The 18,066-nt window shown below is 67.7% G+C and carries 16 protein-coding genes; 7 read left to right on the top strand and 9 right to left on the bottom strand.

Features of this window, described 5'->3' with window-relative positions:
• Positions 1-158: 158 nt before the first annotated feature.
• Positions 159-497, top strand: coding sequence for a P-II family nitrogen regulator (locus tag LK533_RS13090; protein WP_229363487.1), 339 nt, complete (start codon positions 159-161; stop codon positions 495-497).
• Between the two features lie 14 nt (positions 498-511).
• The gene (locus LK533_RS13095; RefSeq protein ID WP_229363488.1) at positions 512-1,867 is read left to right on the top strand and encodes an ammonium transporter; all 1,356 of its coding nucleotides are present in this window, start codon (positions 512-514) and stop codon (positions 1,865-1,867) included.
• Between the two features lie 243 nt (positions 1,868-2,110).
• On the opposite strand, the gene gltX is transcribed toward LK533_RS13095, so the two are convergent.
• Complete coding sequence (gene gltX, locus LK533_RS13100) at positions 2,111-3,445, bottom strand: glutamate--tRNA ligase (protein WP_229363489.1); 1,335 nt, start codon at positions 3,443-3,445, stop codon at positions 2,111-2,113.
• A 125-nt stretch (positions 3,446-3,570) separates the two neighbouring features.
• Here gltX and LK533_RS13105 point away from each other — a divergent pair, with 125 nt between their 5' ends.
• Positions 3,571-6,321 carry an EAL domain-containing protein gene (locus LK533_RS13105; RefSeq protein ID WP_229363490.1) on the top strand — a complete coding sequence of 917 codons (2,751 nt, stop codon included), beginning with the start codon at positions 3,571-3,573 and terminating at the stop codon, positions 6,319-6,321.
• A gap of 100 nt (positions 6,322-6,421) precedes the next feature.
• On the opposite strand, the gene LK533_RS13110 is transcribed toward LK533_RS13105, so the two are convergent.
• The 4 genes from LK533_RS13110 to LK533_RS13125 form a co-directional block, all read right to left on the bottom strand.
• On the bottom strand, positions 6,422-7,108 hold the full coding sequence (locus LK533_RS13110; RefSeq protein WP_229363491.1) for a hypothetical protein: 687 nt from the start codon (positions 7,106-7,108) through the stop codon (positions 6,422-6,424).
• 70 nt (positions 7,109-7,178) lie between these two features.
• Positions 7,179-7,487: a hypothetical protein gene (locus tag LK533_RS13115; protein WP_229363492.1), complete on the bottom strand. Its 309-nt coding sequence runs from the start codon at positions 7,485-7,487 to the stop codon at positions 7,179-7,181.
• A 208-nt stretch (positions 7,488-7,695) separates the two neighbouring features.
• Positions 7,696-8,328 (bottom strand): hypothetical protein, encoded by a 633-nt coding sequence (locus LK533_RS13120; RefSeq protein WP_229363494.1) that lies wholly within the window; start codon positions 8,326-8,328, stop codon positions 7,696-7,698.
• Positions 8,329-8,442: 114 nt separating this feature from the next.
• A complete protein-coding gene (locus LK533_RS13125; protein ID WP_229363495.1) occupies positions 8,443-10,359 on the bottom strand; it encodes a winged helix-turn-helix domain-containing protein in 1,917 nt (638 codons plus the stop codon).
• Between the two features lie 204 nt (positions 10,360-10,563).
• Here LK533_RS13125 and LK533_RS13130 point away from each other — a divergent pair, with 204 nt between their 5' ends.
• Positions 10,564-11,079, top strand: coding sequence for an energy transducer TonB (locus tag LK533_RS13130; RefSeq protein WP_229363496.1), 516 nt, complete (start codon positions 10,564-10,566; stop codon positions 11,077-11,079).
• Between the two features lie 145 nt (positions 11,080-11,224).
• Here the strand turns inward: LK533_RS13130 and LK533_RS13135 are convergent, their stop codons facing one another.
• Together LK533_RS13135 and LK533_RS13140 are read right to left on the bottom strand one after the other, a co-directional pair.
• Positions 11,225-13,579, bottom strand: a complete 2,355-nt coding sequence (locus tag LK533_RS13135; protein ID WP_229363497.1) for a hypothetical protein — start codon at positions 13,577-13,579, stop codon at positions 11,225-11,227.
• Positions 13,580-13,652: 73 nt separating this feature from the next.
• Positions 13,653-14,183: a YcxB family protein gene (locus tag LK533_RS13140; protein ID WP_229363499.1), complete on the bottom strand. Its 531-nt coding sequence runs from the start codon at positions 14,181-14,183 to the stop codon at positions 13,653-13,655.
• A 70-nt stretch (positions 14,184-14,253) separates the two neighbouring features.
• Here LK533_RS13140 and LK533_RS13145 point away from each other — a divergent pair, with 70 nt between their 5' ends.
• Complete coding sequence (locus LK533_RS13145) at positions 14,254-15,189, top strand: ribose-phosphate pyrophosphokinase (RefSeq protein ID WP_229363501.1); 936 nt, start codon at positions 14,254-14,256, stop codon at positions 15,187-15,189.
• A gap of 125 nt (positions 15,190-15,314) precedes the next feature.
• Here LK533_RS13145 and LK533_RS13150 read toward each other — a convergent pair whose 3' ends face one another.
• A complete protein-coding gene (locus LK533_RS13150) occupies positions 15,315-15,713 on the bottom strand; it encodes a hypothetical protein (protein WP_229363503.1) in 399 nt (132 codons plus the stop codon).
• Complete coding sequence (locus tag LK533_RS13155) at positions 15,710-16,243, bottom strand: sterol desaturase family protein (RefSeq protein ID WP_229363661.1); 534 nt, start codon at positions 16,241-16,243, stop codon at positions 15,710-15,712. Before LK533_RS13155 ends, LK533_RS13150 begins: the two co-directional genes overlap by 4 nt.
• A 25-nt stretch (positions 16,244-16,268) precedes the next feature.
• Here LK533_RS13155 and LK533_RS13160 point away from each other — a divergent pair, with 25 nt between their 5' ends.
• Positions 16,269-16,577 carry a hypothetical protein gene (locus tag LK533_RS13160; RefSeq protein WP_229363505.1) on the top strand — a complete coding sequence of 103 codons (309 nt, stop codon included), beginning with the start codon at positions 16,269-16,271 and terminating at the stop codon, positions 16,575-16,577.
• Positions 16,578-16,700: 123 nt separating this feature from the next.
• The gene (sucC, locus tag LK533_RS13165) at positions 16,701-17,903 is read left to right on the top strand and encodes an ADP-forming succinate--CoA ligase subunit beta (RefSeq protein ID WP_229363507.1); all 1,203 of its coding nucleotides are present in this window, start codon (positions 16,701-16,703) and stop codon (positions 17,901-17,903) included.
• The last annotated feature ends 163 nt before the right edge of the window (positions 17,904-18,066 follow it).

Consider the following 18,066-nt stretch of genomic DNA (forward strand, 5'->3'; position numbering starts at 1 on the left):
GGGACCGGATCACCCGTTCCAGGGTGTTTCGATCCGTGCTCCGGACAAGCCGGATGTACGGATCGGCGCAGGCTATGACGCCGTATTCTCCCCCCGACGCCGCATTTGGCACGCCGCTTGCTAAGCATTCCCCAGGGACCATAGCGGGGGGCTAGGGCATGAAACTCGTTATCGCCATCATCAAGCCGTTCAAGCTTGACGACGTGCGCGAGGCACTGACCGAAATCGGCGTGGCGGGCATGACCGTCACCGAGGTCAAGGGATTCGGGCGGCAAAAGGGGCAGACCGAAATCTATCGGGGTGCCGAGTACAGCACCAACATGGTGCCCAAGATCAAGATCGAGATCGTCTGCGCGTCCGACATGGCATCGCGCGTCATCGAGGCCGTGCAGGTCTCGGCCAACACCGGCGCGATCGGCGACGGCAAGATCTTCGTGCTCGACGTCGGCCAGGCGGTGCGCATCCGCACCGGCGAAACCGACGAGACCGCGCTGTGAGGATGGGGGACATCATGAAGCTTCGGACGACGCTCGCGGCTGCCGCGGGCACGACACTCTTTGCCGCACTGCCGGCCTGGGCGCAGGACGCGGCCTTGCAGGCACCGGCCGCCGCCGCATCGGCGGCCACCGTCAACAAGGGCGACACCGCCTGGATGATGACCTCCACCGTCCTGGTGCTGGCGATGATCCTGCCCGGCCTGGCGCTGTTCTACGGCGGCCTTGCCCGCACCAAGAACATGCTGTCGGTGATGACCCAGATCGGCGCCGTCGCCTGCCTGGCGATGCTGGTGTGGGTGATCTACGGCTACAGCCTCGCCTTCGGACCGGAAGGTGCACTGCCGGCCAAGTTCATCGCAGGCTTTGGCAAGGCGTTCCTCGCCGGGGTCACGCCGGCGTCGCAGGCGGCGACCTTCACGCCGGGCGTCGAGATCCCGGAATATGTCTTCATCTGCTTCCAGATGACCTTTGCCGCCATCACCATCGCACTGGTGCTGGGATCGGTGGTCGAGCGGATCAAGTTTTCCGCCGTCATGCTGTTCGCGCTGGTGTGGCTCACGATCGTCTACCTGCCGATCGCACACATGGTCTGGGCAACGGGGGGCTGGTTCTTCGACCTGGGCGCGCTGGACTTCGCCGGCGGCACGGTGGTGCACATCAACGCGGGCGTCTCCGCGCTGGTGCTGGCGATGCTGATCGGCAAGCGCATCGGCTTCCCGACCGAGCGCATGGCGCCGCACAGCCTGACGCTCACCATGGCCGGCACCGGCCTGCTGTGGGTGGGCTGGTTCGGCTTCAACGCGGGCTCCGCGCTGGAGGCCAATGGCTCGGCTGCGCTGGCGATGATCAACACCTTTGTCGCGACCGCCTCGGGTGCGCTGTTCTGGATGCTGGCGGAGCGCTTCTCGGGCCACAAGGGTTCGGCACTGGGCTTCTGCTCGGGCATCATCGCCGGCCTGGTCGCGGTGACGCCGGCGGCCGGCAACTCCGGCCCGTTCGGCGCGATCGTGCTCGGCGCCGTCGCCTCGATCATCTGCTTCTTCGCCGTGACGGTCCTGAAGCCCAAGCTCGGCTATGACGACTCGCTCGATGCGTTCGGCATCCACGGCGTTGGCGGCATGGTCGGCGCGATCGGCACCGCGATCGTCTATGCGCCCTCGCTCGGGGGCCCGGGTGCAGCCGACTATGACATGGGCGGCAAGCTGGCCATCCAGCTGCTCGCGGTGGTCGTCACCATCATCTGGGCGGCGATCGGCACCACCATCGCCTTCTTCATCGCCAAGGCAGTCACCGGCGGCCGCGTCAGCGCGGAAGTCGAGATCGAGGGCCTCGACCTCGGCGAGCATGGCGAGCGCGCCTACAATTATTGAGATCGGCGGGGGGCATGCCCCCCGCCCACGACGTTCCTCCTGCGGACGACCTGGGCCGGTACGGAAACGTACCGGCCACTTTTTTTGGCCACGCGGGCGCAGTCCACCTGCTGCGACGCGTCGGCATCCAGATGCGGTTTGGCTGGGTCCTCGGTGTCTACGCCTGCAAACCCGACGGTCGCGGGTGAGGGGAGGCCTGAGAGTGGCCCGCGCTCCTGCCCGAGCACGGAAGCCAACGTCGGCTCACCCCGCGTCGCGTAGCCGCGCGACCGCCTGCTCGCGGCCGATCAGCGGCAAAAGCGTCGCCATGTCCGGCCCATGCTCGCGCCCCGTGAGCGCCAGCCGCAGCGGTAGGAACAGCGCCTTGCCCTTGCGCCCGCTCGCCTGCTTGAGCGCACCCGTCAGCGCCGCCCATGCCCGGTCGGGCCAGTCGATCGCCTCCGCGACCTCGGCCGCTTGCGCGACAAAGGCGCGATCCTCGTCCGGCAGCGCAGGGGCCGCGACCGGCCCAGTCACCACCTGCCACCAGTCGGCCGCCTCGGCCACGGTCGACAGATTTGCCCGGATCGCTTCCCAGCCGTTCCGATCCAGTCCCACGGGCAGGTCCGCCCGCACCCGCTCCCAATCGAGCTGGTGGACGATGCGCGCGTTCAGCGCCTGCAACTCCCCCTCGTCGAAGCGCGCCGGGGCGCGTCCGAAGCGCGCGAAGTCGAAACCCGCGATCAGCGTCGCGCGGTCGACCAGCGGCTCGACGGGATCGCTGGTGCCTAGCCGCGCGAGCATCGCCACCACCGCCTCGGGCTCGATCCCCATCGCGCGGAACTCGTCGACGCCGGTGGCGCCCAGCCGCTTCGACAGCTTGCCCTCGGCACCCGTCAGCAGCGCGACGTGCGCGAACTCCGGCAGCGCTGCACCCAGGCTCTCGAACATCTGGATCTGCGTCGCGGTGTTGGAGACATGGTCCTCGCCGCGGATCACCGTCGTCACGCCCATGTCGATGTCGTCGATCACCGACGGCAGCAGGTACAGCCAGCTACCGTCCGCACGCCGCACCACCGGATCGCTCAGCCGTGCCGCCTCGAACCGCTGCTCGCCGCGCACCAGGTCGTGCCAGCCGATCGGCGCGTCATGGTCGAGCCGGAAGCGCCAGTGCGGCCGCCGCCCCTCTGCCTCCAGTCGGGCCCGGTCCGCCTCGGTCAGCGCCAGCGCCGCGCGGTCGTACACCGGCGGCAGCCCGCGCCCCAGCAGCACCTTGCGCCGCAGGTCCAGCTCCTCAGGAGTCTCATAGGCGGCATAAATCCGTCCACCTGCGACCAGATCGGCAAAGCACGCTTCATAGCGGCCGAACCGCGCCGACTGGCGTTCTTCGCCGGCCACGTCGATCCCTAGCCAGGCGAGGTCGGCGCGGATTGCGTCGACGAACCGCTCCTCGGATCGCGCCGCATCGGTATCGTCGATGCGCAGCAGCAGCCGCCCGCCATTCGCTTTGGCATGGAGCCAGTTGATCAGCGCCGCGCGCAGATTGCCGAGGTGGAGCCGCCCGGTAGGGCTCGGCGCGAAGCGGGTGGTGACGGTCATGCCCTGCCCTCTAGAGCCTTTGCCGGGCCGGTGGAATTCCCCCGCCTGCGTCGAACCCCTCACGCTGCTATTGCGAGAATATTTACGTACTTTCCCTTACGGGACCCTATCAAAGGGGATCCGGCTTGTTCGACGTCTACCAATGCATTTGGCACGACCATGATGTCCGGCTGGTAGCGCTCGCGGCGCTGATCTGCGTCGTCGCCGCCGCTGCCACCGTTCTGTTCCTCCGCCAGGCACGCGACGCGGGGGATGGGGCTCGCACCCGCTGGCTGGTAGCTTCCGGAGCGGTGAGCGGCTTTGCCGTCTGGGCGACGCACTTCACGGCCATGATGGGGTACGACCCGGGGGTGGTCATCGGCTACGCCATCGTGCCCTCGATCCTGTCGCTGGCGGTTGCCATCGGCGCTACGACGCTGGGCTTCGCGATCGCGCTCCACGTCCGCAGCCTCTGGGCACGCATCCTGGGGGGCATGATCACCGGCGCCGGCGTGGCGGCGATGCACTATCTCGGCATGCATGCGCTCCAGATGGGCGCCGATTTCCGCTGGTCTGCGGGGATGGTGGCGGCTTCCGTCCTCCTGGCGATCCTGCCGGCGCCGGTCGCCCTTTCGCTGGCGATCGATGGTCGTGGCCGTGCAAGCGGCATGGCGGCAGCGGCCCTGATCGTGCTCGGCGTTCTGGTGCTGCATTTCACCGGCATGGCCGGCCTGACGCTGCTTCCCCACCCGGGCGAGCTGCCCGAAGACCTGCTGCTGTCGTCGCCGCAAATGGGCTTGGCCGTCGCGATTGTCGCCTTGGGCCTCCTGGCCCTGTCGATCATGGCGGTGCTGTCGCACACACGGCTGCGCGCTGCAGTCGACGCCAGTGAGCGCGAGTTCAAGATCCTTGTGGAGGGGATCACCGACTGCGCCATCTACATGTTGAGCAGCGACGGCCATGTCGCCTCGTGGAACGCGGGCGCCCAGCGGCTCAAGGGTTATACCCGTGACGAGGCGATGGGGCTGGAGCTCGCGACCTTCTACTCGCCCGAGGATCGCGCTGCCGGCGTGCCCGAGCGCGGGATCGAGACCGCCCGGCGCGAAGGCAAGTTCAAGGCCGAGGGCTGGCGCTATCGCAAGGACGGCAGCCGCTTCTGGGCGCATGTGACGATCGAGTCCGTCTATGACGAGACGGGCGCGTTTCATGGCTTCGCCAAGATCACGCGCGACATGACGCTGTTCAAGGAGCACCAGAGCAACCTCGATGCGGCACTTTCGAACATGCACCAGGGCCTGTGCCTGTTCGGTCCCGACGAGCGGCTGATCCTGTCCAACGACCGTGTCGGCACGATCTTTGGCGTCACCCATGCCGAATGTCCGCCCGGCACCCTGTTCTCGGACGTATTCCGCATTGCCCTTGGAAAGCACCTCGGCGACGCCTGCACGCCAGAGATCGTGCGGGAAGCCGTCGACCGCCACCGCGCGATCATCACGGGTGGGGACGGAGGGACGGTGATCGTTCCCTTCTCCCCCGAGATCACGCTGTCGGTCACGCATCGTCCGACCGCAGAGGGCGGCTGGGTCACCACCTTTGACGACATCACCGAACGCCGCCAGGCGCAGCAGCGGATCGAACACATGGCGCTGCACGACGCGCTGACCGGTCTGCCGAACCGCGCGAACTACACCGAGCGGCTCGACGTGGCGCTGGCCGCCGCCGGCCGCACCGATACCCATGTCGCGGTGATCGGCATCGACCTGGACCGGTTCAAGGAAGTGAACGATCTCCACGGCCATGCTGCGGGCGACGCGGTGCTGCGCCTGCTGGCCGAACGCCTCACCGACATGCTGGAAGACAGCGAAGTGGTCGCCCGGTTCGGCGGCGACGAGTTCGCCGCGTTCAAGCCCTTTGCCGATCAGGCCGATGTGACCGATTTCGTCAGCCGGCTGGAGACCTGCCTCACCATCCCGGCCGTGATCGACGACCTGACCGTCCATCTGGGTGCCAGCCTCGGCATCGCACTGTTCCCGGCGGATGGCCGCACTCGCGAACAGGTCGTCAACAATGCCGATCTTGCCATGTACCGCGCCAAGACGACGGTCGGCCGCCACATCTGCTATTACGAACCCGGGATGGACGAGGCGGCACGCGTCCGCCGCACCATCGCCAACGATCTGCGCGAAGCGATCGCCCGCGACGAACTGAGCCTCGTCTACCAGATCCAGAAAACGGTACCGACCGAGGAGGCGGTGGGGTTCGAGGCGCTGCTGCGCTGGCAGCATCCGCGGGACGGCTGGATCTCCCCCGCCCATTTCATCCCGATCGCCGAGGAAAGCGGCGAGATCATCCGGCTGGGCGAATGGGTGCTGCGTCGGGCCTGTGCCGAGGCGGCGCGCTGGCCCCAGCCGCTGCGGGTGGCGGTCAACCTGTCGCCGGTGCAGCTCATGCACGTCGATCTGGTGCAGGTCGTCACCTCCGCGCTGCTGGAAAGCGGCCTGCCCGCCCATCGCCTCGAACTGGAGGTGACGGAAACCGCCTTCATCGCGGACAAGGCGCGCGCGCTGCACGTCCTGCGGCAGATCAAGGAGCTGGGCGTGTCGATCGCGATCGACGATTTCGGCACCGGCTATTCCTCGCTCGACACCCTCAACTCCTTCCCGTTCGACAAGATCAAGATCGACCGGTCCTTTCTGCTGAACTCGGATACCAACCACCAGGCGCGCGCCATCATCCGCGCCGTGCTCGCGCTCGGCCACAGCCTGGACGTACCGGTGCTGGCGGAAGGGTTGGAGACCGACGCCCAGCTTCGCCTGTTGCGCGACGAGGGCTGTGACGAGGCGCAGGGATTTCTATGGGGCCGGCCAATGCCCCTGCCGGAGCCGGTCCCCGAGTAGCACCGGAACTGCGGCGGGTCCGCTTGCTGCCGGATCCGCTCCAGACTTCCTTGTTCGTCGCAGTTTCCGAGCCGGCAAGTGATTCACCTGCCTCGACGGTCTAGGAAGCCGAGGCGCCCTGGGTCAGCGCATGAACCCGCAGGCGCGGGAACACCTCTTCCAGCGGCTTGGTATCGGGCAGCACATAGACATAGCCACCCTTTCTGCTGAACTGCGGGCGCAGGAACTTGCCGTAAAAGGCCTTGGGCACGTTGATGCAGCCAAAGGTGATACGGTTGTCGTCGGGCGTCGCCGACAGCATCCGCTCGCGCCGCCGATCCTTCTTGGCCGCGTCCGCCGGGATCGTGTGCATCGCCACCGAAGTGGCATAGTCCACCCACAGGATCCGCTCCTTCCGGAACGGGATCCCGAACTTGGCGAGAAAGCGTCCGGCGGGCGTCGTCTTTTCAGCCGGGCCAATCTCGGCCAGCTTCTTGCTGCCGACACCGGCGGTCGCCTCGTCTCCGGCCGCGATGCCGATCAGCACCGGGACCTGGTCCAGCGGCTTGCCCTTGGCGTCGAACAGCAGCAGCGTCGCATTCTGCTTGTCGACGATCGCGTAAGGAAGCGCGTGATTGTCGCCCGACGCGGCGATCCAATCGGCGACACGGGTCGCTGCCTCGGAAATGATGGTGCCGGTTTCGGCCTCGGCCGGCGCTTCCACGCGAGGGGGCTCGGGTGGGCGCGCACTTGCCGCAGCCGGAGCGACCAGCGCGATCCCCGCCAGCGCCCGAAGAACAAAGGTCATGGATTGAAGATACTCGAAATCCGGCCGTCCCCAAGGGGACGACCGGATGATGATACACAGGTGCAGGCGATCAGTTGCGGGGGCGCTTGGGGCGCGACTCCTGCGCCTGCAACCGCTGCTCGACGCCGTCGACACGGCCGTTGAGCTGGTCGAGACGCTGGCCGCTGGCCTGCAGCTGGCCCGATGCCGCCTGCGCCTCGGCCAGCGCCGCCTTGGCGGTGCCGTCGGTCTCCTGGAGCCGCGCCTCAAGCGTATCGACCCGCTGGCTCACGGGCGCAATCTGCTCGCGCACATAGGATTTGGTCGCGCACCCACTGAGCCCGACGCCACCCACCAGGATGAGCATCGCGGGCACGAACTTTGAGGCAACAGAGGACATCGCATTTCTTTCGTCGTTGATCCGTAGCAACAACAAAGCTGAGCGCTGGGCGTTCAACAATCCGTATGTGTTCGGATGTGCATCTTCTTCGATGAAGCGACGCTGTTGCACATCTCCAACACTTTCCTGAACAGTTGTTCATCTACCTGAACGACTGTTCATCTACCTGAACATATGTTCATCTGGCAGATGCGCTCCGGGGATTACCTTACCACCTGAGCTTGCGCCCCGAGCCGCCGGCGAAGGGATCGAGCGGGATTGAGCCGGACGATCGCTCTTCCGCGGCAGCCTTCCCCGCCGGCTTCTCCCGCTGCGCCTCGACGCACCGGCGCAGTTCGGCAACCGCTGCGCCGCTTCCCGTCAGGTTGAGTCGCTCCACGGGCACGTCACCGCGAAAGATGTCCAGGCTGGGCGATGCCGCAAACAGATTCGGGAATTTCGCACCGAAGTTCGTCACGAACCCCTGCTTGCCCGCCGAGGCAAGCCCGACCGCAAAATGCTTCGGAAAGCTGCCCTTGGCCAAGCGGAAGGTGAGTTCCAGCCGCTCCTTGGGCTCGATCGACCAATTGGCGTTGAGCACCGTCAAATGGTTGGTGCCATCGACCTCCAGCCCCAGCAACAGCGTCGTGTGCCCGGTGCGGTCGAACTCCCGCGTCACGAAGCAGCCCTCGCCATCCCGGCTCGCCGCCACCGTCCAACCGCCGACATCGCGCGTGGTGTAGTCGCGGGCGACCGCCTGCGTGCTCGCGAATAGCGCGGCGGCGCCAAGCACCGCCACCGTGAGGGCAGACTCCGGCCGTAGCGTGGCGCTGAGGGGTCCGAAGGGGTGTGACGTTGCCATGCGCATCCTTCTCCAACGCGGTCAAGCCGGCGGTGTACCGACTGCAATAGCCGTTGCCCGCCGGCCTTGAAGAGACACTGAACGAAGAACGCCGCCAATCGCTTCCCGCCGGAGTCAGCGGCCATAGTGCATCCAGCCGCCGGGCGTGACCGGACAGGGCCGACTTAGCCCAGGTTCGGCGCAGAAGTCAGGACGCCCGCGAAGCCGCACCCTGGCCTGCGTCAACCCCTGCTGCCGCAAGAAGCGGGGAAAACGGGCATCCGCACGGAACGGCTCCATAAACCCTTCGAACCACGCCCGGCTGAACCCGGCATCCGCAGGTAGAGCCGCAGCGATGCGATAGGCCTCGTCGAGCCGCCGGAGCTGGACCAGCTGGCGGATAGCGGTGACCTGCGCCTCAAGCGGCGCGCCGGACGCGTGTGCCAGGATCGTTTGCACCGCTCCTTGTGTTTGGCCCGGATCGATCCGCGCGTTCAGGAACGCCCGCCACAGTATCGAAAAGGGCGGCCGGTAACCGGAATCACCTCCCGAACTGTCCAGCACCGCCAGCGCCTGGCGCGCATCGCCCCAGCGCGCGATCGTCTCGAAGCGCACATAGCTGGTGGCCGGCTCGCCCGGCCAGGACCGGCGCGCGTCGTCCAGCAGGTTGAGCGCGTCCGGAACACGGCCGTTGAACGCGTAGGTTTCGGCCAGCGTTGCGACCGTCCCCGGCGAAAGCGTATCGAGCGCCAGGGCACGCTCGCATTCGGACTGGCCGTCGGCTCCGAAGCCAAGGCTTCGCAGGACCATGCAGCGGGGCGCTCGCAACTCGGCCGAGACCGGATCCGCGGCAATCCCGCGCCGCAGGATCGCGTCCTTGTCGGGGAGTTGCGCGGCGGTGAACGGGATCACGGCCGCGAGCGCACCATAGGCGCTGCCGATATGAGGGTCGTCCCTGAGCGCCTGACGCGCCTGGGCAACCGCTTCGCGCTTCAGGCGGTCGCGCTGCTCGGGGCCTGCCCCCGAAGGAGCCAGCCGAGCCAGAACGTTGGCATACATGCCGCGCGCCTGAGCGAAACGGGGCGCCCCCTCGACGAGCCGGGCAAGCACCGGCCGCGCAGCGGACCAATCGCTGTTGTACGTCTCGCACGCGGCCAAAAACGGCCGAAGCGTTGCCAAGTCGGTGCCCGCGGGTCTCCGCGATCGGGCGCCAAAGGCACACACCAGCACTTCCCCGGTGCGAACGGCCATCTGCTGTCGAAGACTCGCCAGCTCCTGGGCGGGGGCGGAGAAATCCCGCGACCACAGGATCTGCCGGGCGCCGTCGATCAGGCGGACGGCGACGTGCCACGCGCGACCGTCGTTCTGGACCTCCCCGGCAAAAATATAGTCCGCAGGCGCAGTCGCAGGATCGCGCGCATCGCTGATTACGATCGTCGAGTTGTTCGCCACGCCGAGGCGGGACAGCTCGCTGGCCAGGTTCTGGCTTAGTAGCCGCGCTACCGGATTGTTTCCGATCACCCGCAAGGGCTCAATCCTGACCCGTGTCCCGCTGGCGTCCGGGCGCTGCAGGAACCAGATACTTGCGATCACCGCCGCCGCCACGGCTCCCAGCCCTGCGAAGCGCCAGCTGGAATTGCGCCAAAAGACCCATTCAATAGCCTCCGTGTCGCCCTGCACCGCGGGTTGGCGCTCGCTCGGCGGCGGCTCCTCGCCCGCCGGTTCGTCTTTGACCGGCGCCAGGAAGCGATAGCCCCGGCCATACACCGCCCCGATGAAGCGCGGCGCCTTGGAATCGTCACCCAGCGCGCGGCGGAGTTCCTTGATCACCGAGGTAAGCGCCGACTCGGACACGCGCGCGCCGTCCCAGACGGTTTCGAACAACTCTTCCTTGGTCAGCAGGCGCCCGCGCATGGCGGCCAAGGCCCGAAGGACTCTGAATGCCTTGTTGCCGATCCGGATTGGCCCGCCAGGTCCGATCAGACGCTCGTCCGCCAGATCCAACAGGAATTCGCCGAACCGGACGCGGACAGGCTCTACCGTGTTGGCCATCACGTGCCCCAGGGTACCTCGGTCACGGGAAACCTACACCCTGTCGCTCGACAAAGCACGCCGGACGCGTGGGCGCGAACCGCGGCGACAATTTTGGAAACATGCTGGCTCAGCATGTTTCCCGCAGCTTGCCGGGATCGCAAGCGCGTCTGGACGTAGGAATCAGAGCACCGGCGCAAAGCCGTGCATCCGGAGTATGCAGCCATGCTGAAGTTCGTCGTTTGTACGGCGGCTCTTGCCGCTACCGTCGTCACGCCCGCACCCGGTCTCGCTCGGCAGCAGGAACAAGGCATTGTCATCGTCGCCGAGCCCGTGACGCTCTCCACCTGGTCGCAGCGCACCACCAAGCTGCTCGAGCGCCATATGGTATATCCGCACTATATGCTCGGCGCGCTGCCCCGCGAAGGAGTAGTTCGGGTGAGCTTCTTGTGCAGCGAAACGGGCAAACCCAAGTCCGTCGCCATCGCCGATTCGTCTGGATTTTCCGAGCTCGACGCTGCCGCGCTGCGTGCGGTTCGGATGATCCCGACCCTGCACCCGCTCCCCCAGGGGCTGAAGCACGATCAACGCTACCAGGCCGTGCTGCTGTTTGCGACCAGCCAGGCGAGTCACGATCGGCAGCTCGTCGGGATCCCTGAGGATGCCGCGCGCCGCAACGCCTGGTTCGGCGATGGCGGCACGCCGATCGCGCTGGGCGTGAGCCTGATGCCGGTGGGGTGATCGCCGCGCCAGACGGCGTCCCAGCCCGCGGCACGGCTGCGGCCAGGATGTGATCTACCGCCGATGCCCTTGCGGTGTCGGCGGCCGTCGCGGGGATCCCTGAGCTGGACCGGAGCGCGAGCGCCGGTGCCGTCGGCCGCAGTCCTTACTTCCCGACGCTTGCCACCGCTTCGCGATCGTCCCGAAGCCGCAGGTACAGCGGCCCCTTGGGGATTTCCAAACTCGTACCCGTAAACCCTTCCGGCACGCGCACCGGCTGGGCGAAGCCGCGGTCGCTCGCCACGGCGTCCAGCAGGAACAGGTCGCTGCCGGTCAGCGTGCAGCGCTCCTGACCGTCGGCGCAGGCGATGGCGGCAATTCGCGGCAGCCGGACAAGGGTGCCGAGCGGCGCCCAGGGGCCGGCCGCATCGCCCTGCACCACCCGGAAGCGCAGCGGGCCATAGGCGGAGCCGCCCAGCGCCTCGGCGGGGGCGATGCTCGCGATCGCGATCGTTGCGTCCTGGAGCTTCACGGGCAGCAGCGTGGTCGCGCGGCCGTCCTCGGTCGCGACCTCCACCCGCTCGCTGCCGGAAAAGCGGGTCGAGCCCTGCCCCTTCAGCGCAAAGGTCAGCCGCGCGTCGTTGGGGATCACCGTGTCGCCATCGATGCGGATCGCCAGCCCCTCGCCGCCGCCGCGCGCGACGGTGCGACTCACCACCGCCGCCATCGGCCGCTGCGCCTCCACCGTGCCGTCGATCGACAGGGTGCGCCCGTCCGCGAGCACGGCCTTTGCCTGGAACGGCTGGCCCGCGGCCGGCGCCGCCACCGGGGCGGCCGCGCGCAGCACCAACCGGTCGGCCTTGCCCTCGCGGCCCAGGTCCGCGGGCTCGAACACGGCATCGCCGATGGTGAGGCGCGTCACCTTCTCCAGCCGCGCGCCATAGAGCGTCGCCTCGGCATCGCCGGCGTGGAAGCGCAGGCGGTCGATCCGGCTCGCCTCGGCCAGCGCGGCGATCGCGATGCTCTCCGGCTGGGGCATGCCCTGCTGCTCGACCAGCAGCGTCAGCTTGCCGGGCTTCGCCTTGGCCAGCGGCAGGGTGGCGGCGATGCTGCCGTCGCCCGCAGCCTTCCACGCGACCTCCTGCACCGCGCCCGCCGCATCGCGCAGGGTCACGCGGGAAACGCAGGCGGCGGACCCGCCCTCCAGCGTCAGCGCATTGTCGCGGCCGACCACGACGCCCGCGCCGTCACCCGCGATGCGCCAGCCGCCGCGCGGCGGCTGCAGGCGAAAGCTCGGCCCGTCCATCGGCGCAAAGCCCCAATTGCCGTGCAGCTGTGCCTCGACGGGCCCTTGCTGCCCCGCCAGCAGGTTGGTCGCGACGACATAGCCGCCGCGCAGCACGTCGGCGCGCGCCGGCAGGTCGACGGTGGCGCCGTTCGGCCCCTTGATCCGCAGCGCCATCGCATGGGCATAGTCGGTCGCGTACACCAGCGGGGCGCCGGTCACCGGCAGCACCAGCTCGCCCGGCGGCGCGCACAGCAACTGGTCGGCCCCGCTGCGCAGAAGCGGCGGATCGACGGCACGCACCGGCGGCAGGCCGACGACCATCACCGACTTGGGGCTGGCAAAGGAGGGCGCGGTGTTGAGCAGCAGCCCCGCGCGCTCGCCCTCGAGCTGCGCCAGCGCCGGGATATAGGTGAAGCGCGTCGTCTGGAACGCGCCGAACAGCCGCGCCACGTCGCGCACCACGCCGATGTACGGGCTGTAATAGCCGTATCCGCCCTCGGGCGTCGCGGCGATCTGGAGCGCCAGGTCGGTTGGCGCCCCGACCAGCGTCTCGGTCAGCGAGGTGCGGGTGCCATCGGTCAGCAGCAGCGTATTCTCGCTCTGCCCCATGCAGGCGGCGCGCTGCTCGACCGGCTGCTGCAGGCATTCCTCGCGCACCTTGATCGACAGGTTGCGGGTCAGCTGCTCGGTGCGCTGCGTAAGCTCCCCCGGCCGATGGCGCTCGGCATCCTGGATCCCGTCGAGGAACAGCTCCAGCCGCGCCCGATCGCGCGAGGCCTGAGAAAGCTCGATCGAGGCGCGCACGAAGGCTCCGGGCTGGCGCTGCACCGTGTCCACCACCGCGTCGAAGCCGCCGCCGGTTTCCGGCACCACGAACAGCACCAGCTGCTCGGCGCCCTTGGGCACCTCCAGGTCCAGGCTGCCCTTCTTGCGCTCCCAGCTCTCCGCCTTGAAGAACCAGCGCTTGGGCGGCGGGTTGGTGGCGCCGCGCAGGAAGGCGGCGACCAGCAGGTAGCGCACGCCCTGGCTCTCGGGCAGCTCGGCGGCGATCCGGACGCGGTCGCCCGCGGCGATGCTCGGCACCTTGGCGATCGGAAGCGTGACGGGACCGCGCGTGACGGACATGCGCAATGCCGGACCCGACAGGTCGAACTGCTGGTTCTCCGCGCACACCGCCGCAGGCAGCGCCATCGCCACCGCCGCCAGAAACGTCCCGATCCGCTGGAAAGTCATGCGTACCGCCACTCCGATGCTCTGCCGCGCAGGCCCTGCGGACGCGCAGTGTCGATTTTAGGGCACACCCACGCTACCGCTGCGGCAACCCGCCCGCCGCCGCAGCCTGCGCAAGGTCTTCCTCTGCTTGCATGTCCAGCGCTTGGGTCGGCACTGCATAGAGCACGAGATCGCTCGCATAGAGCAGAAACAGGCGCGGCGTGCGCTGCCATGCGATATACTGGTTCCAGGGATAGGTAGTCACGCCGTGAGGCGTACGCCAGCAAATGCCGGCTGAGTCCCACGTTACCTCAACAGGGTGGTGCAGCATGCGTTGTTGCGTGAACAACCGGCGTGCGCGGCGGGGCAACAGGAGGAAATGGCCCCCGATCACGATGCTCAGACCTATCGTTCCCGCGAGCAGCGTCAACACGCCCAGCCAAGCCGCTTCCTGCAGCGGCTCGCCGGCCATCACGAAGAAAAGGAGGCTTGCGGTAAGCACCGCTGCCTGTAGCAGCGAGAGCCGAATGGCAAAACGTCGGGAACGCAGCTGGCGGACGAAGACAGTGCGTTGCATTGAGACGTAATCGTCCGCCGAAAGTGTGAATGCCGCAATCCCAGCCATCGCATTCCTCTTTCATCAAACCGTCACCGTGCCTAAGGAGCGCCGCATCGGTGGGCAACGAAAGTCGGTCATGAAACTCCTCGCGGGCAACTCCAATCTTCCTCTCGCGCAGGCGATCGCAGGCTATCTGGAGATCCCCCTCACCCGCGCGAGCGTCCGTCGCTTCGCCGACGAGGAGATCTTCGTCGAGGTGCTGGAGAACGTCCGCGGCGAGGACGTGTTCGTGCTCCAGTCGACCGCCTATCCGGCCAACGACAACCTGATGGAACTGCTGATCATGATCGACGCGCTGAAGCGCGCGTCGGCCAAACGGATCACCGCCGTGCTGCCCTATTTCGGCTATGCCCGCCAAGACCGGAAGCCGGGTCCGCGCACGCCGATTTCGGCCAAGCTGGTCGCCAACCTGATCACGGTCGCGGGCGCTGACCGCGTGCTGTCGGTCGATCTCCACGCCGGCCAGATCCAGGGCTTCTTCGACATCCCCACGGACAATCTGTTCGGTGCGCCGGTCATGTCGGCGGACGTCGCGACCCGCTATGGCGAGCACAACCTGATGGTCGTCTCGCCCGATGTCGGCGGCGTGGTGCGCGCGCGGGCGCTCGCCAAGCGGCTCGGCAACGCCCCCCTCGCGATCGTCGACAAGCGGCGTGAGCGCGCGGGCGAGTCGGAGGTGATGAACATCATCGGCGACGTGCGCGGCCGCTTCTGCGTGCTGGTGGACGACATCGTCGATTCGGCCGGCACCTTGTGCAACGCCGCCGCGGCGCTGAAGGCGGCGGGGGCAGAGGGCGTCGTCGCCTATTGCACCCATGGCGTGCTGTCGGGCGGTGCGGTCGCGCGCGTCCAGAATTCGGAACTGACCGAACTCGTCATCACCGACTCGATCGGAAACCACGAAATCATCGCCGACGCCGACAAGATCCGCCACCTGACGATCGCGCCGCTGCTCGCCGAAGCGATCCGCCGCATCGCCGAGGAAGCCTCGGTCTCCAGCCTGTTCGATTAAGAGAGGGGGGAGGGGAAGCACTCCTCCTCCGCGGGCTCCTGCGCAGGCAGGAGCCCAGGGTTACACGGGCCGGCGTTCGCGATTCTAGGCTCCTGCCTCCGCAGGAGCACCAGCTTCGCCGCGCATCACCCCTCCCGCTCGGCGATCCGCGCCATCAGCGTGGTGATGCGCAGCAGCACCAGCAGCCCCGCCGCGGCAAAGCCCGCCAACGCCAGCACGGCATAGGCCAGCGTCTCCAGCGAGTCCGCGATGCGGCTGTCGGCCGCCGCCGACTCGCGCTGTGCGATCGCCTGGGCGACATCGGGCGTCACCTTGCCCATTGGCGTCGGCTCCACGCCGGCAAAGCTGTCCTGCCGCGGATCGACCGGGGGCAGGCCATCCGGCGGGATCGGACGGCTCACAACTGAACCCGGCGGCAGGGTCGGGCCGCGCGACAGGGTGGCGAGCGCCCCGATCAGCGCCAGCGTCGAAAGCCCGCTCAGCACCAGCATCGCAAAGCGGCCGAGCCGGTCGGCCATGCTCATGCGGGCGTATCCTCGGTCAGCGACGCGTCGCGCGGATCGCCCGGCTGGCGCGCCCCCGCATTGCCGCGCCGCCGCAGCTCCGCCTTCAGCGCCTCGGGCTTGGGTGCCCACAGGAAGCCGAAGCTCACCGTGCCCTCCTTGGTGCCCACCGCATGGTGGAGCCGATGCGCCTGCATGATCCGCTTCATATAGGCCGAACGCGGCAGATAGCGGTGCGGCACCCGCTTGTGCACGATCACGTCGTGAAAGCCGAAGTAGATCGCGCCATAGGCCGCGATCCCCGCGCCGATCCACGCCCAGCCCGGCCACCAGCCCAGCTGCACCCCGCCCAGGATCAGCACGAACGACGGTACCGCAAAGATCGCGGCATAAAGGTCGTTCCACTCGAACGCGCCGGTGCGCGGGCGGTGGTGGCTCGCATGCAGGAACCAGCCCGGCCCGTGCATCAGCCAGCGGTGCGCGGCATAGGCGAACAGCTCCATGCCAGCCACGGTGCCGATGAACAGCGCGATGCCGATTGCCCAGTGCATGGCCGCGATATAGCGATGCACCATGATGAGTGCGAGACTTGGATGGATGCTGCCGGCAGCCGCCGTGCTCACCGGCTGCGCCATCCCCGAGGCGCGGGTGCGCACCGGCCTTGAGCGGGCCGGGCTCCCGCCAGGGCTTTCCGCCTGCATGGCCGAGCGCATGGTCGATCGCCTCAGCTTCGCCCAGCTGCGCCGGCTGGGCAATCTGCCGCATGGCCGCGACGCTCGGTCGCTGCCGGACTTCCTGCGCGAGGTTCGCACCCTAGGTGATCCGGAGATCGTTGGCGTGGTCGGCAGTTCGGCTGCGCTTTGTGCGACCGGGCTCACGGGCTGAGACTATATTGAGATCGTTTCGCATTAGCATCAACAGCGTTCAGGGGTGGATTTCCGGCCTGCGCTGTGCGAAAGGCTGGCGGTATTTTCCGTTTCTCGAACCAAGCGAGGCAGGAACTTTTCCATGAACATTCACGAATATCAGGCCAAGGAACTCCTCGCGAAGTTCGGCGCGCCGATCGCCGCCGGCTATGCCGCCTTCACCGTGGACGAGGCTGTCGAGGCTGCAGGCCGCCTCCCCGGGCCACTCTATGTCGTCAAGTCGCAGATCCACGCGGGTGGCCGCGGCAAGGGCAAGTTCAAGGAACTGGCGCCTGAGGCAAAGGGCGGCGTACGCCTCGCCTTCAACCTGGACGAAGTCCGCGCCCACGCCACCGACATGCTCGGCAACACGCTGGTGACGATCCAGACCGGCGACGCCGGCAAGCAGGTCAACCGCCTGTACATCACCGACGGTGCCGACATCGCCAAGGAATTCTACCTGGCGCTGCTGGTCGACCGCGCGACCGGCCGCATTGCCTTTGTCGTCTCGACCGAGGGCGGCATGGACATCGAGGAGGTCGCCCACTCGACCCCCGAGAAGATCCACACTTTTGACGTCGATCCGGCGACCGGCTTCATGCCGCACCACGGCCGTTCGGTCGCAGCCGCGCTCGAGCTGAGCGGCGACCAGGCCAAGCAGGCCGCCAAGGTCGCAGCCGCCCTCTACAAGGCGTTCGAGACGACCGACGCCTCGCAGATCGAGATCAACCCGCTGGCACTCACCGAGCAGGGCAACATCCTCGTACTCGACGCCAAGGTCGGCTTCGATTCGAACGCGATGTTCCGCCACAAGGACATCGCCGAGCTGCGCGACGAGACCGAAGAGGATCCGATGGAGCTCGAGGCGTCGAAGTACGACCTCGCCTACATCAAGCTCGACGGTGACATCGGCTGCATGGTGAACGGCGCCGGCCTGGCGATGGCCACGATGGACATCATCAAGCTCAACGGCATGTTCCCGGCCAACTTCCTCGATGTGGGCGGCGGCGCCAACAAGGAGAAGGTGACGGCCGCGTTCAAGATCATCCTGTCCGATCCGTCGGTGAAGGGCATCCTGGTCAACATCTTCGGCGGCATCATGCGCTGCGACATCATCGCAGACGGCATCGTTGCCGCGGCCAAGGAAGTGAACCTGCAGGTTCCGCTCGTCGTCCGCCTGGAAGGCACCAACGTCGAGAAGGGCAAGGAAATCCTCGCCAACTCCGGCCTCGCCATCGTCCCCGCCAACGACCTGGGCGACGCCGCCAAGAAGATCGTGGCAGAGGTGAAGAAGGTCGCAGCCTGATCCACTAGGCGCCCCCGCCCACGCGGCGGGGGCGCCGAAGTTTAGGCTGAGCTAAGCGGAAACAGCCGGCCGCCCCGGGGACAGACCTAGTACCCCGGCGAAGGCCGGGGCCCAGTTGGGAAAGCGGCTGCAAAAGGGGCTCCACGCCTCCTCGACCACCGCT

It is taken from the genome of Sphingomonas sp. PL-96, assembly GCF_020707215.1.
Classification (GTDB): domain Bacteria; phylum Pseudomonadota; class Alphaproteobacteria; order Sphingomonadales; family Sphingomonadaceae; genus Sphingomonas.